Genomic DNA, 15,364 nt, shown 5'->3' with positions numbered 1-15,364 from the left:
GGTGAGGTGCTGGCGGGGGCCGGTGACCTTGACGACGGTGGCTCCGGGCACCTCGATCGGTGGGAGGGACGTGGCCAGATCGACCACCAGGGTGCGTGGGGCGGACTGGCTGGCTCTGAGGTGGTCCAGGGTGCCGTCGAAGATCTGGTGGCCGTGGTCGATCACCATGACCCGGCTGCAGAGAGCTTCGATGTCGTCGAGGTCGTGGGTGGTGAGGACGACGGTGGTACGGCGTTCCGTGTTGACCCGGGCGAGGAACTCACGCAACCGGGCCTTGCTGATCACGTCCAGGCCGATCGTCGGTTCGTCCAGGTAGACGATCTCCGGGTCGTGCAGCAGCGCGGCCGCGATGTCGCCGCGCATCCGCTGACCGAGCGACAGCTGACGGACCGGTACGTCGAGCAGGTCGCCGAGGTCGAGGAGTTCGACGAAGGTCGCCAGGTTCTCCGCGTGCCGCGCCCGCGGGACGTCGTACATCTTCTGCAGGACCGCGAACGAGTCCTTCAACGGCAGGTCCCACCACAGCGTCGTCCGCTGACCGAAGACCACGCCGATCCGCTTGGCCAGCTTCAGCCGGTGACGCGACGGGTCCACGCCGGCGACCCGGATCGAGCCGGCGCTCGGGACCAGGATCCCGGTGAGCATCTTGATCGTGGTCGACTTGCCGGCGCCGTTCGGGCCGATGTAGCCCACGACCTCCCCCTGCTCGACCGTGAACGACAGGCCGTCGACCGCACGCACCTCACGATGAGTACGGCGGAACCCGGCTCGCGACGACACGGTGAAGGCCCGCGACACGTTGTCCAGCTCGATGACTGCCACTGCTCAACTCCCTGTACTGCGGTAACGACGGAGACCGCCCCGCCAGGCCAGTGACGCCAGCGTCACCATCACGACGGCGACTCCCGGCGACAGCAGGCCGATCCAGGACGGCAACCCCAGCGGGGCCGGTCTGCCCAGCACGAAGAGCACCGGGTAGTAGTTGACGAAGGCAAGCGGTACGACGAACGTGACCGCCCGGACGATGTCCTTGCCGAAGATGCTCAACGGGTACTGCGTCAGCGTCTGACCTCCGTAGGTGAACGCGCTGGCCACCTCGGCGGAGTCGATCGCGAGGAACTGGAACGCCGCGCCGAGCACGAAGATCGACGCGAAGATGATCGACCCGACGATCAGCGACAACACCAGTACGATGCCTTTGGCAACGGTCCAGTCGACGTCGAGGTGGCCGAGGGCGAGGACCAGGACGACGCCGGCCTGCAGCGGCCGGCCGATCCGGCGGAGGGCGAACTGGTCCGCGGCGGTCTGGATGAACGCCGGCACCGGGCGGATCAGGTATACGTCCAGCGCCCCGGAGCGGATCCGCTGGCCGACCCGCTCGATCGAGCCGGTGACGAGATCCGCCAGCCCGAGCGTCGTCGAAGCGGTTGCGTAGAGCAATGCCATCTCCGCCAGGCTGAACCCGCCGAACGCGTCGATGTGGCTGAACATCAGCACGATCGCGACGAAGTCCATCACGGTCATCAGCATCGTGCCGATCAGCATCAGCACGAACGACGCCGGGTACGCGAGCGCGGACCGGATCCACATCGTCACGAGCATCCAGTACTGCGCCGGCGCCCGGCGGAGCCGCTCAACCACCCTGGATCACCACCTTCCGGGTCGCGACGGTGGTGGCGAGCTGCGCGACCAACAGCAGCACCAGGATCCAGCCGAGCTGGAAGAGCAGCGCGGACCCGGTCCCGCCCGGGTTCCGGCCGAGCCAGATGTCGATCGGCACCTGCAGCGTCGCGGCCCACGGCGTCGCCCGGGCGAACTCGCCGATCCAGCCGGGGAACACGACGAGCGGCAGGATCATCCCGGAGAAGAAGCTCGACAGCACGAGCGCGACGTGTTCCATCCCGCGCGAGTCGGTGATCCAGAACCCGGACAGCGCGACCAGATACCGGAAGCCGAAGCTGACCAGGACGGCGAGCACCAGCCCGGTCGCGACCGCCAGCCAGGTCAGCACGCCGGAAGGGAAGGTGAGGTCGAACACCAGCGCGCCGACCAGCAACGGCGCACTGCCTCGCACGATCAGCTGGAACATCGCCCGGCCGAGGTCGACCGACGCCCACCACAGCAGGAGATGGGTCGGCCGGTACAGGTCGACCGCGATCTCGCCGCTGCGGACCCGCTCCCCGAGCTCGATCGTCGTCGTCGCGCCGAAGATCCCGATCGGCATCAGCAGGCCCTGCTGCAACCACACGAACGTCAACGCGTCCGCCACGTCGTACCCGCCGAGGCCGGGCCGCTCGTGCCACAGGGTGAGGTAGATCCCGCAGAGGATGAACCCGAACACCGTGTTCGTGAACGCGCCGGACGCGGTCGCGATCCGGTACGTCGAGAACCGGCGGAACGACCGTACGCCGATCGCCCAGTAGACGCCCACGGCAAACCCCTCTCGTTCGCTCGAGGTGGTGTCCGATCGGTCCAGCGGCACGCAGAACTACCCCGGATCTGGAAAGACCCGGGGGATCGGACACCACTGTGACAGGCATGGTCGCCCACACCGTTGTCAAGGAAAGGTTGGGACCGTACGCCGGGCGGTCGGGCGACGTCAACCAATTTCTTCTTACCGCACCGCGCGCGCAGCGCCGGCACGCGGCGGGGATCTCAGCTCGCGTCGTCCATGGCGACCGGCGCGCTGTCGTCAAGCCCTGCCCAGGAGTCCCGCGGTGGCGCGGCCCGGCGGCCCTGTGGGCAGATGCGGACGAAGTCGCACCAGCCACACATCGGCGACGGCTCCGGCGGGAACACCTCGTCGACCTGGGCCGGGCTCAACCCCTCGTGCCAGCGGGCCTCGGCCGCCGCGGCGTCGTCGGCGATCGACTCCGCCCGGTCCCGGTGCCGGCCCAGCGAGGTGTCGTCGTGGTCCGCGGCGGCCACGGTGTTGGTCGGCAGGTGATGCAGCTCCACCCGGGTGCACGGCTTGTGCAGCAACCGGCGCGCGCCCAGCACGTACACCGCCAGCGCCAGCGACGACCGCGCATCCTCCGGCGTCAGCGGACGACGCCCGGTCTTGTAGTCGACGATCACCAGCTCGGTCCCGCCACTCCGGTCCCGGGCGGGCCGTTCGTCGATCCGGTCCACCCGGCCGCGCAGCGACGCCCGCTCCGTGGTGAACGCGACGTTGCGCTCCACGCCGCGCGGCTCGTAGTACGGATCGGAGTCCCGCAGGTAGCCCAGGACCATCGAGGTCGACCGCTCCCGCCAGTCCATCGACTGCACTTCGTCCCGGAAGCCCTCGCTGCGCCAGCTGGACCGCATCTTGGCGACGACTTCGTCCGGGGTACGGCGGGACGCCGGCCAGCGACCGTAGAAGTCGGCCAGCACCTCGTGGACGACCGCACCGACCGTGTTGGCCGCCCACGGCGGTCCCTTCGGCGGCCGGGGCGTCTCGAGATAGGTGTAGCGGTATCTCCGCTTGCAGTCGGCGAAGGTGAGCAGTTTGGTCGGGGTGGCGACGAACAACCGCGCCGGCATCCCGGGCAGCATGTCGTCCATCTCAGCCCGCCTTGATCAGTGTTCGCTCTGGATGAAGGCGGTCACCGCGTCGGCGACCAACTGCACGGCGATCGCGCTCAGCAGCAGGCCGGCGATCCGGGTGACCAGGAGCACGCCGTTCTCCCCCAGGATCCGCATGATCACCCCGGAGAACCGCAGCGTCAGCCACATCACCAGGTGGATCAGGACGATGCCGACCGAGATCGCGACCACGTCCGGCAACGAGCCGTCCGCGCGCTGCACGAAGACCATCGTCGCGACGATCGCACCCGGCCCGGCGAGCAGCGGCGTGCCGAGCGGGACGAAGGCGATGTTCACGTTCTTGGTCTGGACCGGGTCCTCGGCCGTGTCGGTCAGCAGTTGCAGCGCGATCAGCAGGAGCAGCAACCCACCGGCGGCCTGCAGCGCCGGCAGCGTGATGCCGAGGTGGTGCAGGATCTGCTGACCGAACGCCGCGAACACCACGATGACGCCGAACGCGACGAGCACCGCCTGCCAGGCGGCCTTCTTCCGGACCGCCCGGGACTGGCCGGCGGTCAGCGAGATGAACACCGGCACCGTGCCGGGCGGGTCCATGATCACGAACAGCGTGACCACGACCTCGCTCAGCAACCCCAGGTTGATGACGCTGTTCACGGCAGGTAGACCTCGGGCACCTTGGCCTCCGAGGCCGCGGCGTTGGCCTTGGCGACCTCGAGGAGCCGCTCGAACTGCTCCGGCTCGGTGGAGTTCACCCCCAGCTCGTGGTCGATCTTGCCGACGCCGTGGTGGTCGCTGGAGCCGGTGTAGATGATGCCGAGCTCCCGGGCGATCCCGCGCAACGTCGTGCGGGACTCGGGCGAGTGGTCCTGGTGGTCGACCTCGATTCCGGCCAGGCCGTGGTCGTCGACCAGCCGGGCGATGGTGTCCGCGGTGATCACCTTGTAGCTGGACCGGCCCCACGGATGCGCGATCACGGGGACACCGCCGGCCGCACGGACCAGGTCGATCGCGCGGCCCGGGTCGATCGCGTAGTGCGACACGTGGCCCGGCTTGCCGTCGGCGAGGAACCGGTCGAACGCCTCGCTCCGGTTGGCGACCGTGCCGTTGGCGACCAGCGCGTCGGCCACGTGCGGCCGGCCGACCGACGGCGTACCGGTCGCCTGGGCGAGCACCTCGTCGACGGTCAGCGGCACGCCGAGTCCGTTCAGCCGGGCGACGATGGACGGGATCCGGTCGGTGCGGCCGTCGCGGACGATCCGCAACTCCTCGGCGAGCTCCGGGTACGAGGGGTCCGGCAGGTAGCCGAGGAGGTGGACGCTGATGCCGTTGAGCTTGCAGGAGATCTCGATTCCGGGGACGAACCCGATCCCGAGCTCCTCCGCGGCGCGCCGGCCGTCGGCCCACCCGTCGGCCGTGTCGTGATCCGTGAGCGCGATCACGTCCAGGCCGGCCCGCTCGGCCTGGGCCAGCAGGACGTCCACCGGGTCGGTGCCGTCCGAGCGGTTCGAATGGGTGTGCAGGTCGATACGCACGAGCGGTGCCGGATCCCTTCCATAGACGTTCGACGGACAGCCGTCAGGCCTGATGCTATCCGTGCGGGCCCCCGGAGCCCGCCCGTTGCCCCTAGGGTGTGGTGGCATGGATGTGCACCGGGTCGACTGCGTCGGGGCACTCGTGTACGACGACCGGCGCCGGCTGCTCCTGGTCTGCAGGGCCAACGAGCCCGGCCGCGGCCGGTGGTCGCTGCCGGGCGGCCGGGTGGAGCCAGGTGAGGACGACCCGGGCGCGGTGGCACGTGAGGTCGCGGAGGAGACCGGTCTCACGGTCAGGGTCGGCCCGATGGTCGGCGAAGTCGAACGCGAGGGACCGAACGGCGTGCTCTACGTGATCCGTGACTACGAGGCCGAGGCGGTCGGCGGCGAGCTGCAGGCCGGTGACGACGCTACCGACGCGAAGTTCGTCGGCCGCGAGGAATTCGACAATCTGCCGACCGCGGCCCTGCTCGCCTCCACGCTCGCGCAGTGGAACGCTCTCCCGGGCTGACCGATGCGCGCGATCGAGGAGAACGCCGCGGAACTGCTGATGGCGATGGGCGCCGCCGGCGGCGGCACGCAACGCGACGACGGCACCGCCCGCTGGACGATCGGTGGCTCGCCGATCGACTACCACAACGCGGTGGTCGCGGGTGACGAGAGCGTCGTCGCCGAGTCGCTCCGGCTGATGCGCCGGTACGACGTACCAGGCAGCTGGCACGTCGGGCCGTCGATCCGGACGCCGGCACTCGGCAAGCGATTGCTGGCGGCGGGGTTCAGGCACGGCGGCAGCGAGCCCGGCATGGCGGCCGAACTGGCGGAACTGCGAGCGCCACGCGACGTTCCCGGATTCAGCCTCACCCGGGTGACGACCGACGACGAGCTCGCGATCTGGGAAGCGACGCTCGGCCGCGGCTTCGGCGAGGGCGAGAAGGAGGCGCGCTGGGTCGCGCAGGTGTACCGGCGGCTCGGGTACGGCGACCCGTGGCGGCACTACCTCGGACGGCTCGACGGTGAACCGGTTGCGACCGTTACCGTCTACCTGGCGGCCGGGGTGGCCGGCGTCTACTTCGTGATGACCGTGCCCGAGGCCCGCCGCCGGGGTATCGGCGCGGCGATCACGTACGGCGCGCTCCGCCAGGTCGACGGCGTCCAGTACGCCGTACTCGGCGCTTCCGAAGCCGGGAGGTCGGTCTACGCCGGACTCGGCTTCCGGCAGTACTGCACGATCGACCTCTACGAGTTCCAGCGGTGAATCACGGGTGAGCCGCGTTCCCAGCCGAGGATCGAGATCGTGGCGGTGTCGAGGACGAAGTGGCGCCCTCCGGTGACGTCGAGCTCCAGCCACCGGGCGGTCAGCGCGCGCAGCGCGTGCGAGTGACCGAAAACGAGCACGTCCCCGTCGACTGCGGCGATCCGGGTGTTGACCCGGTCGAGGCGGGCGGCGACCTGGGCCGGGGTTTCGCCGTTGGGTACCGGATGCGACCAGACCGTCCACCCAGGCACGGTCCTGCGGATCTCTGCGGTGGTGATGCCTTCGTAGTCGCCGTAGTCCCACTCGACCAGGTCGTCGTCGACCTCGGCGCCCGGGAAGCCCGCGAGTTCCGCCGTTCGGCGCGCCCGTTCCCGCGGTGACGTCAGCACCAGCTCGAAGGTCGCGTCCGCCAGGCGCGACTTGAGCGACGTCGCCACCTGTTCGCCTTCCGCCGTCAGCGTAAGGTCGGTGGCCGACGTGTGCCGGCCCGACCTGCTCCACTCGGTCTCGCCGTGCCGGATCAGGAAAAGCCGGTCCTGCCGTTCTGGTGTGGTCACGCCTCATCTTCGCAAAAACCGGCACCGCATCGTCCCGGATGACACCCGAACCCTTGACCGATCCACCCGGACAGGGCAGGGTCGAAAACTGTAAGCGCTTCCACTCCGACCTTCAGGAGGAAGCAGTGCCCTCCGGACCCACCGGCCGGCCGCCGACGATCTACGACGTCGCGGCCCGCGCGAAGCTGTCGATCGCGACGGTTTCGCGCGTCCTGCAAGGGACCGGGCCGGTGTCGGAGAAGGCGCGGACCCGGGTCGACCAGGCGGCACGCGAGCTCAACTACGTACCGCTGCGCGCCGCCCGAAGCCTGGCGGTACAACGGCATGAGGCGCACGGGCTCGTGCTGCCCGACCTGGCCGGCCCGTTCTACGGCGACCTGCTGATGGGGTACGAGCGCTGGGCCGGCGAGCACGGCCAGAGCGTGATCATCACGGTCACCCACGGCAACCCCGACCCGCGCCGGACGGTCCGCGACCTGGCCGGCCGGGTCGACGGAATCGTTGTCCACGGCAACGCCCTGGACCTGCCGACGATCCAGAGCCTGCGCAAGGCCGACGTGCCGATCGTGCTGATCGCCCGGCCGCCGGTCCCCGGCTGCGACTCGGTCCGCAGTGAGAGTGCCGCCAGTGCCGAGCGACTGACCACCCGGCTGCTCGACCACGGCCGCACCGGCCTGCTCTTCGTCGGCGACCCGGCCACGTCGTACGACGTCTCCGAGCGGTACGCCGGGTTCGCGAAGGCGCACGAGACCCGCGGCCTGCGGGTCCCCAAGCCGGAGCAGGTGCCGTTGACCGAGGAGGCGGGCGCGGCCGTCGCCGAAAGGGTGCTCAAGGCGACGAAACGTCCGGACGGCCTGGTCTGCGCGAACGACGAGCTCGCGCTCGCGGCGGTGGACACGCTGACCGCGAACGACGTCGACGTACCGGGACAGATCGTGGTGACCGGGTGGGACGACGTGATGGCGGCACGGTACGTGTCGCCGGGGCTGACGACCGTACGGCAGCCGATGACCGAGCTCGGCCGGCTGGCCGCGCAACGACTCCACGAGCGGGTGACCGGTGAACGGACCCGCGCGCGCAACGACGTACTGGCGACACAACTCGTGCTGCGGGACAGCTGCGGCACGGGACCCGCCTGACCGGGCGGCCGGGGTGCGCGACGAATGAGACAGCTGCAGCAGCAACCGAATGAGGAGACACAGATGATCACCCACAGCATCCGGCGCCGGCTGGTGATCGGCAGCGCTGCGATCACCGCCACCGCCCTCGCCCTGGCAGGGTGTGGCAGGTCGGAAGAGACCCCGAGCGGGGGTTCACAGGCGACCACCACGGTCAGCGAAGGGCCGGCCACCGGCAACCTGACCGTCTGGGCGATGGGCACCGAGGGAGAGAACCTGCCGAAGCTGATGCAGCAGTTCCAGCAGGCCAACCCCGGCGTGAAGGTGTCCGTCACCCCGATCCCGTGGGACTCGGCCCACAACAAGTTCACCACCGCGATCACCGCGCAGACACTGCCGGACGCGGCCATGGTCGGCACCACCTGGATGGGCGAGTTCGCCGACCTCGGCGCGCTCGACCCGACACCGCAGGGCTTCGACAACGAGAGCTTCTACCCCGGAGCGCTGGACACCACCAAGGTCGGCGGGACGCAATACGGCGTTCCCTGGTACGTCGAGACGCGGTTGGTGTACTACCGCAAGGACCTGGCCACGAAGGCCGGGATCACCGAGCCGCCGACCGACTGGGACGGCCTGAAGGCGATGGCCAAGGCGATGAAGGAGAAGGCCGGCGCGAAGTACGGCATCAATCTGCAGCCGGGCGGCAGCGGGTCCTGGCAGACGGTGATGCCGTTCGCCTGGTCCGCCGGCGCGAACCTGACCAACGAGGACCAGAAGGAGTTCACCTTCGACACGCCGGAGATGGTGGAGGGGCTGAGGTACTACCAGAGCTTCTTCACCGAGAAGCTGGCCGGCACCGACCTGCCGCCGAACCAGACCGAGGCGCAGTTCGTCAACGGCCAGGTGCCGATGTTCATCTCCGGGCCGTGGATGGCCGGGTCCGTGGCCAAGCTCGGCGGGGACGCGATCAAGCCGAACATCGGGGTCTTCGAGATCCCGAAGAACAAGACCTCGACGTCGTTCGTCGGCGGCTCCAACTTCGTGGTGTTCAAGACCTCGAAGAACAAGGACAGCGCGTGGAAGCTGGTCAAGTTCCTGTCCGACCCGAAGACGCAGGCTGCCTGGTTCAAGATGTCGTCCGACCTGCCCGCGGTGAAGAGCACGTGGGAGGACCCGAGCATCGCGTCCGACCCGCTGCTGCCGGTGTTCGGCAAGCAACTGGAGTCGGCCAAGGCGCCGCCGGCGGTCGTGAACTGGGAGCAGGTCGCGAACGCCTTCGACACCGAGATCGAGAAGATGGCGAAGGCCGGTCAGTCCGCCGAGGACACCGCCAAGGCCACCCAGACCCAGGCGACGTCGATCGGCACCGGTAGCTGATCGACGATGAGTCAGCAGACAGCCCCCGCCGGGGCGCGGCGCGTCCCGGCGGGAGGTTCCCCGCCGGTGACGGACACGGGCCGGCCGCGGCGCCCGCGGCTGGACCAGCAGACGGCGACCGCGTGGATCTTGGTGTTGCCGTTCGCGGTGTTGTTCCTGGCGTTCACGGCCGGGCCGGTGCTCGGGTCGCTGGGGATGAGTTTCACCGACATGCGGCAGCGGGACCTGCGGACGCCGTTCGCGGTGAACGGTGTGGGGTTCGAGAACTACCTGAAGGCGTTCCAGGACGAGACGTTCCGGAAGGCCGCGTTCAACACGGCGTACTTCGTCGTCCTCGGCGTACCGCTCACCCTGGTCACCGCCCTGGCCGCGGCCGTCCTGCTGGACCGCGGAGTGAAGCGGTTCCAGAGCCTGTTCAAGGTCGGCTACTACCTGCCGGTGGTGACCTCGATCGTCGCGATCGCGGTGATCTGGCGGTTCGTGCTGGCACCGGACTCCGGGCTGGTGAACACCGTGCTCGGCTGGGTCGGCATCGAGGGCCCGAACTGGCTGGCATCCGAGACCTGGGCGATGCCGTCGCTGATCGCGATGGCCGTCTGGCGGAACTTCGGGTCCGCGATGATCATCTTCCTGGCCGGGCTGCAGGGCATCCCGCAGACCGTCGAGGAGGCCGGCCAGATCGACGGTGCGGGCTCCTGGCAACGGTTCCGGTACCTGATCCTGCCGTTGCTGCGGCCGACCGTGCTGTTCACCAGCGTGACCACCGGCATCGGCTACCTGCAGTTCTTCGAGGAACCGTTCGTGATGACCCAGGGCGGCCCGCTGAACAGCACGATCTCGGTGTCGATGTACACGTACAACCAGTTCGGCTTCGGCAACTACGGCCTGGCCACGTCGATGGCGTACATCCTGTTCGTCGTCATCGCGGTGATCACGTTCATCCAGTTCCGGCTGCTGAGGGAGAAGTGATGCGCCGCACCTGGTGGATCTACCTGATCGGAGTGCTCGGCCTGGTCGCGGTCGCGGCGCCGTTCGCCTGGATGGTGCTGGGCAGCTTCAAGACCCAGGGCGAACTGCTCCGGGTCCCGCCGACCTGGTGGCCGGAGCAGCCGACCGGACAGAACTACGCGGACCTGTTCAGCAAGGCGAACTTCCCGCGCTACTTCCTCAACTCGACGCTGGTCGCGCTCGCGGTGACGGCCGGGAACCTGACGTTCTGCTCGATGATCGGCTACGCGCTGGCCAAGTTGCGGTTCAAGGGCCGCAACGCGCTGTTCGTGCTGGTGATGGCCACGCTGATGATCCCCGGCATGGTCACCTTCGTGCCGCTGTTCGTCCTCGTCACCAACGCCGGGATGGCGAACAGCTACCCCGGCCTGATCCTGCCGTTCCTGGTCTCGCCCTTCGGCGTGTTCCTGATGCGGCAGTTCTTCTCCGGCCTGCCGGACGACCTGATGGACGCCGGCCGGGTGGACGGCAGTAGTGAGCTGGGCATCTTCGCCCGGATCATGCTGCCGCTGACCAGGCCCGCCCTGGCCACGCTCGGCATCCTCACCTTCCTCGGCTCCTGGAACAACTTCCTCTGGCCGCTGGTGATCGCCCAGACCGAGAACATGTACACCCTGCCCGTCGCCCTGGCGCTGTACTCGAAAGGCCAGAACGCGCAGAACTTCGGCCTGCTGATGGCCGGCGCGGTCGTGGTCGTCGTACCGGTGCTGGTGATGTTCCTGGTCTTCCAGCGGCACGTCACCAAGGGCATCGCGATCACGGGCATCAAATAACCCCCTTCTCTGGAGACAAGATGACCGCCAACATCAGTCGCCGCACACTGCTCGCCACCGCCGGTTCCGTCGCCCTCGTCGGTGGGACGTCGGCCAGTACGTCGTACGCCGGGCGCCCAAACCCCGCCGCGATGCTCAAGGGCCACTGGAAACCCACCCGGGCGGACCGGGCGCTCGTCGGCCGCTGGGCACGGGACACCTGGCGCAGCCTGGTCGCGATGACCGACGAGAAGACCGGGCTGCCCGCCGACAACATCGGCGCCTCGGTCACGGATCCGGTCCGCAGCCGCTACACCTCCCCCACGAACATCGGCGGCTACCTGTGGAGCACGGTCGTCGCCCGGCACCTCGGCATCATCTCGCCGCAGGAGTCGTACCGCCGGATCACCCAGACCCTGACCACGATGACCAGGGTCGACCACCACGAGCCCAGCGGCATGTATTTCAACTGGTACGACGAGTCGACCGGTGAGGTGCTGTACACCGACCCGGACGGCACCAAACCGATCACGCCGTTCGTGTCGAGTGTCGACAACGGCTGGTTCGCGGCCGCGCTGATGGTCGTCCGGAACGCCGAGCCGCGCGCCCGGGCGCTCGCGGACGCCCTGCTGGGCAAGATGAACTTCGCCTTCTACTACAACCCGGCGGCCCGGCCGGGCGGGCTGATGCGCGGCGGCTTCTTCGAGACCTCCCCGCCGGACGAGGAGACCGACCAGGGCAACCACGCCGGCGTCGGCCCGGACGTGTACTACCGCAAGTTCCACTACGACACCTGCAACACCGAGGCCCGGATCGCGCCGTACATCGGGTTCGCGCTCGGGCAGGTCCCGCAGACGCAGTACTTCGCCACCTACCGGACCTTCCCGGACTCGTGCGACTGGTCCTGGGTCGAGCAGCGGCCGAAGGGTGTCCACCGGACGTACCTCGGCCTGGACGTCTTCGAGGGCACGTACTCGTACCGCGGGATGCGGCTGGTGCCGTCGTGGGGCGGCGACATGTTCGAGTCGCTGATGCCCGACCTGTTCGTCCCGGAGTCACGGTGGGCGCCGCGCAGCTGGGGGATCAATCACCCGCTGACCGTCCGTGCGCACATCGAGCACGGCCTGGACGACGCGAAGTACGGCTACTGGGGCTTCTCCCCCGCGTCGAACCCCCGGGGCGGGTACTCCGTGTACGGCGTCGACGCGATCGGGATGGACCCCGGCGGCTACCCGTCCGATCTGGAGGCGACCAACTACGACGCCGGTTTCGAGGGCTGCCGGGAGGGCACGAACCCGGAGCCGGCCTTCGGCGACGGCGTGGTCACTCCCCACGCGGCCTTCCTGGCCATGCAGTACGCGCCGCGGCAGGCGATCGACAACCTGGCCAGGATCGAGCGGAACCTGCAGGCGTACGCTGGCGGCGGCTTCTACGACTCGGTCGCGGTCCGGTCCGGCCTGATCGCCAAGCGGTACCTGTCGCTCGACCAGGCGATGGTGATGGGTGCCATCGGCAACGTCTTCGCGAACGACGTGATCCGGCGGAACTTCGTCAGCCGCCAGGTCGAGCACCGGATCCGGCCGCTGATCGCGATGGAGCAGTTCGAGTCGGGCCTCGAGTAACGGGAGAGCGAATTTCATGCAGCATGACGCCGAAACCGACCGGGCTAGAACCGATTGGGAGGGCAGGATCGCGGTCCGCAGCGACGAGGAACGGGAGTTCGTCTTCCCGGACCTCGCCCCGCCCAAGGAGGTCACCGCTGTCGGTGGCGCCGGTCAGGTCACCATCGACTGGTCCCCGGTGGACGGCGCGGTCGGCTACCTGGTCCTGCGCGGGACAGGTGACCACGGTCCGCTCGAGTCCGTCGACCACCACAGCGGCGACGTCCTCTCGGTCCCGGCACCGCCATACGTCGACACCACGTGCACCCCGGGGACGCCGTACCGGTACGCCGTCGCGAGCGTTCCCGAGGTGACCGTGGCCGGCCGGCCGAGTGCGGTCGTCGGCGCGGTCCCGCTGGTTGCCGACGGCACGGTCCCGGTGGTGTCGGTGACCGTCGACGCGGTTGCCGAAGGCATCGAGCTGGCCAAGCCGTGGGTGCCGATGGTCGGTAGCGAGCGGCTGAGTCAACTGCTCTGTACGGACCGCAGCGGTGGTCACGAGATCGGCGCCGAGCTCGAACAGGCGCTGCGCCGGATGCACGACGAGATCGGGGTCCGGACCGTCCGGGCGCACGCGATCTTCCACGACGACACCCGGGTCTACACCGAGGTCGACGGCGAGCCGTCGTACGACTTCACCGTCGTGGACGCGATCTACGACAAGGTGCTGGCGATCGGGCTGCGGCCGGTGGTCGAGCTCGGGTTCATGCCGCGCGACCTGGCCAGTGACCCGTCCAGGACAGTGTTCGCCTACGGCGCGATCATCTCGCCGCCGACGTCGTACGAGCGCTGGCACGACCTGGTCCGCGCTCTGGTGCGGCACCTGGTCGAGCGGTACGGGCTCGACGAGGTGCTCACCTGGGACTTCGAGGTCTGGAACGAGGCCAACCTGGAGGTCTTCTGGTCCGGCACCAAGGCCGAATGGCTCCATCTGTACGACGCCACCGCGGCGGCGGTGAAGGCGGTGGACGCCCGGCTCGCGATCGGCGGGCCTTCGTCGGCCGCGGCCGGGTGGGTCGACGACCTGCTGGCGCACGCGGCCGCGCACGGCACCCCGGTGGACTTCGTGTCCACGCACACCTACGGGAGTCCGCCGCTCGACGTCCGGGCCTCGATGGAGCGGCACGGGTTCGGGGACGCGCGGATCCTGTGGACCGAGTGGGGGGTGACGCCGACGCACTTCAACCCGATCAACGACTCGGTGTTCGCCGGGGTGTTCCTGCTGCGCGGGATGCGGTCCGCGGCCGGGCGGGTGGACGCGCTGGCCTACTGGGTCGCGTCGGACCACTTCGAGGAGCTCGGCCGCCCGCCGCGGTTGCTGCACGGCGGCTTCGGCCTGCAGACCGTCGGTGGACTGGCGAAACCGCGGTACCACGCGATGAGCCTGCTGAGCCGACTCGGTCCGGTCGAGCTGCCGGTGACACTGACCGGTGACGGCGGCGGGAGCCTGGTGGAGGCGTGGGCGTCCCGTGACGACGAGCGGGTCGCCGTACTGCTGTGGAATCTCACCCTCGACCAGACGAAGGCGGACGGCGCCCCCGAGCTGTCCAGGACGGTCCACGTCGAGCTGCCCGGCGTGGATCCGTCCTGGCAGGCGACGGCGACCACGCTGGGCATCGGGGCCGGCGACGTGGCGACCGCGGCCGCCGAGCTCGGGCTCGGCGACTGGCCGACCGACGAACAGCTCTCCGAACTGGCCGAACGCAGCCGGCTCGTCAGTACTCCGCTGGAGTGGAACGGCTCAGCACTCGAGCTGACGTTGCCGATGCCTTCCGCCGTCCTGGTGGAGCTGGCGCCACGTCGTCGAGATTGACCGCTTCCTGGATCCAGCGTTCGACGCCAGCGATGTGCACCGTCGCCCAGGCCCTGGCCACCTCCGGCTCGCGCCCCTCGATCGCGTCGAGGATCGCCCGGTGCTCGGCCAGCGTCCGGGCGACGGCGTCGTTCTGGGTCATGCCGCGCCAGATCCGGGCCCGGTAGGTGGGCTGGCGCAGGCTGTCGATGATCGAGGCGAGCGCACGGTTGCCGCTGCCGACCGCGAGCAGCCGGTGGAACTCCACGTCGCTCGCGAGCAGGTCCTCCACCGACGGCTCCGGACCTAGCTCGTCGAGCAGTTTGCGCAGTGCGGCGATGTCCTCGTCGGCCATCCGCAGGGCGGCCCGCGCGGCCGCGGCCGGCTCGAGGATCCGCCGTACCTCGAAGAACTCCAGCACCGAGGCGTCCTGGTGCAGGTCGAGGACGAAGCCCATCGTCTCCATCAGCAGGGCCGGGTCGAGGCTCGTCACGAAGGTACCGTCGCCCTGACGGACCTCGAGCACCCGGATCAGCGCGAGTGCCTTGACCGCCTCCCGCAGTGAGCTCCGGGACAGGCCCAGCCGCGCGGCCAGGTCCGGCTCGCGCGGCAGCCGGTCGCCGGGCCGCAGCTCGCCGGTCACGATCATCTGCTTGATCCGGTCGATCGCCTCGTCGGTGACCCGCACGCACACCTCCTGTCCCGGCCGCTGGAAACATCCGATGTCCTGTCCAGACACATCGGATGTCTGAGTGCGATTTCTCGCTCGAACCGCACTTTGTTC

The 15,364-nt window shown here is 69.4% G+C and carries 16 protein-coding genes; 8 read left to right on the top strand and 8 right to left on the bottom strand.

The window, feature by feature from the left end; genetic code table 11:
- The 6 genes from E1218_RS18360 to E1218_RS18335 all read right to left on the bottom strand — a co-directional run.
- A partial coding sequence (locus E1218_RS18360) for an ABC transporter ATP-binding protein (protein ID WP_132321723.1) occupies positions 1-822 on the bottom strand: 822 nt, incomplete at its 3' end.
- Between the two features lie 3 nt (positions 823-825).
- Entirely contained in the window at positions 826-1,641 is an 816-nt protein-coding gene (locus E1218_RS18355; protein ID WP_233712306.1) for an ABC transporter permease, read from the bottom strand.
- Positions 1,634-2,431 carry an ABC transporter permease gene (locus E1218_RS18350; protein WP_132321721.1) on the bottom strand — a complete coding sequence of 266 codons (798 nt, stop codon included), beginning with the start codon at positions 2,429-2,431 and terminating at the stop codon, positions 1,634-1,636. The genes E1218_RS18355 and E1218_RS18350 overlap by 8 nt, the downstream gene beginning before the upstream one ends.
- 224 nt (positions 2,432-2,655) lie before the next feature.
- Positions 2,656-3,546 (bottom strand): RecB family exonuclease, encoded by an 891-nt coding sequence (locus E1218_RS18345; protein ID WP_132321719.1) that lies wholly within the window; start codon positions 3,544-3,546, stop codon positions 2,656-2,658.
- A 15-nt stretch (positions 3,547-3,561) separates the two neighbouring features.
- Positions 3,562-4,182, bottom strand: coding sequence for a MarC family protein (locus E1218_RS18340; protein ID WP_132321717.1), 621 nt, complete (start codon positions 4,180-4,182; stop codon positions 3,562-3,564).
- The gene (locus E1218_RS18335) at positions 4,179-5,060 is read right to left on the bottom strand and encodes a PHP domain-containing protein (RefSeq protein ID WP_132321715.1); all 882 of its coding nucleotides are present in this window, start codon (positions 5,058-5,060) and stop codon (positions 4,179-4,181) included. Before E1218_RS18335 ends, E1218_RS18340 begins: the two co-directional genes overlap by 4 nt.
- Positions 5,061-5,166: 106 nt before the next feature.
- On the opposite strand from E1218_RS18335, the gene E1218_RS18330 reads away from it, so the two are divergent.
- Positions 5,167-5,571 carry an NUDIX hydrolase gene (locus tag E1218_RS18330; protein WP_132321713.1) on the top strand — a complete coding sequence of 135 codons (405 nt, stop codon included), beginning with the start codon at positions 5,167-5,169 and terminating at the stop codon, positions 5,569-5,571.
- 3 nt (positions 5,572-5,574) lie between these two features.
- Positions 5,575-6,315, top strand: coding sequence for a GNAT family N-acetyltransferase (locus E1218_RS18325; protein WP_132321711.1), 741 nt, complete (start codon positions 5,575-5,577; stop codon positions 6,313-6,315).
- Here E1218_RS18325 and E1218_RS18320 read toward each other — a convergent pair.
- Positions 6,297-6,872, bottom strand: a complete 576-nt coding sequence (locus tag E1218_RS18320; RefSeq protein WP_132321709.1) for a histidine phosphatase family protein — start codon at positions 6,870-6,872, stop codon at positions 6,297-6,299. The genes E1218_RS18325 and E1218_RS18320 overlap by 19 nt on opposite strands.
- A 125-nt stretch (positions 6,873-6,997) precedes the next feature.
- Here E1218_RS18320 and E1218_RS18315 point away from each other — a divergent pair, with 125 nt between their 5' ends.
- The 6 genes from E1218_RS18315 to E1218_RS18290 all read left to right on the top strand — a co-directional run bounded on the left by E1218_RS18315 (position 6,998) and on the right by E1218_RS18290 (position 14,601).
- A complete protein-coding gene (locus E1218_RS18315; RefSeq protein WP_132321707.1) occupies positions 6,998-8,011 on the top strand; it encodes a LacI family DNA-binding transcriptional regulator in 1,014 nt (337 codons plus the stop codon).
- A 63-nt stretch (positions 8,012-8,074) separates the two neighbouring features.
- Positions 8,075-9,367 carry a sugar ABC transporter substrate-binding protein gene (locus tag E1218_RS18310; RefSeq protein ID WP_132321705.1) on the top strand — a complete coding sequence of 431 codons (1,293 nt, stop codon included), beginning with the start codon at positions 8,075-8,077 and terminating at the stop codon, positions 9,365-9,367.
- A 66-nt stretch (positions 9,368-9,433) separates the two neighbouring features.
- Complete coding sequence (locus tag E1218_RS18305; RefSeq protein WP_233712305.1) at positions 9,434-10,336, top strand: carbohydrate ABC transporter permease; 903 nt, start codon at positions 9,434-9,436, stop codon at positions 10,334-10,336.
- Positions 10,336-11,148, top strand: a complete 813-nt coding sequence (locus E1218_RS18300) for a carbohydrate ABC transporter permease (RefSeq protein WP_132321703.1) — start codon at positions 10,336-10,338, stop codon at positions 11,146-11,148. Before E1218_RS18305 ends, E1218_RS18300 begins: the two co-directional genes overlap by 1 nt.
- A gap of 20 nt (positions 11,149-11,168) precedes the next feature.
- A complete protein-coding gene (locus tag E1218_RS18295; protein WP_132321701.1) occupies positions 11,169-12,749 on the top strand; it encodes a glucoamylase family protein in 1,581 nt (526 codons plus the stop codon).
- 16 nt (positions 12,750-12,765) lie between these two features.
- Positions 12,766-14,601, top strand: a complete 1,836-nt coding sequence (locus E1218_RS18290) for a GH39 family glycosyl hydrolase (protein WP_132321699.1) — start codon at positions 12,766-12,768, stop codon at positions 14,599-14,601.
- Here the strand turns inward: E1218_RS18290 and E1218_RS18285 are convergent.
- Positions 14,504-15,268, bottom strand: coding sequence for a FadR/GntR family transcriptional regulator (locus E1218_RS18285; RefSeq protein WP_132321697.1), 765 nt, complete (start codon positions 15,266-15,268; stop codon positions 14,504-14,506). The genes E1218_RS18290 and E1218_RS18285 overlap by 98 nt on opposite strands.
- Positions 15,269-15,364: the final 96 nt, after the last annotated feature.

The organism is Kribbella turkmenica, from assembly GCF_004348725.1.
GTDB classification, from domain to species: domain Bacteria; phylum Actinomycetota; class Actinomycetes; order Propionibacteriales; family Kribbellaceae; genus Kribbella; species Kribbella turkmenica.
Note: the sequence above shows the minus strand (reverse complement) of the source record. Positions and strands in the feature narration are given on the sequence as shown.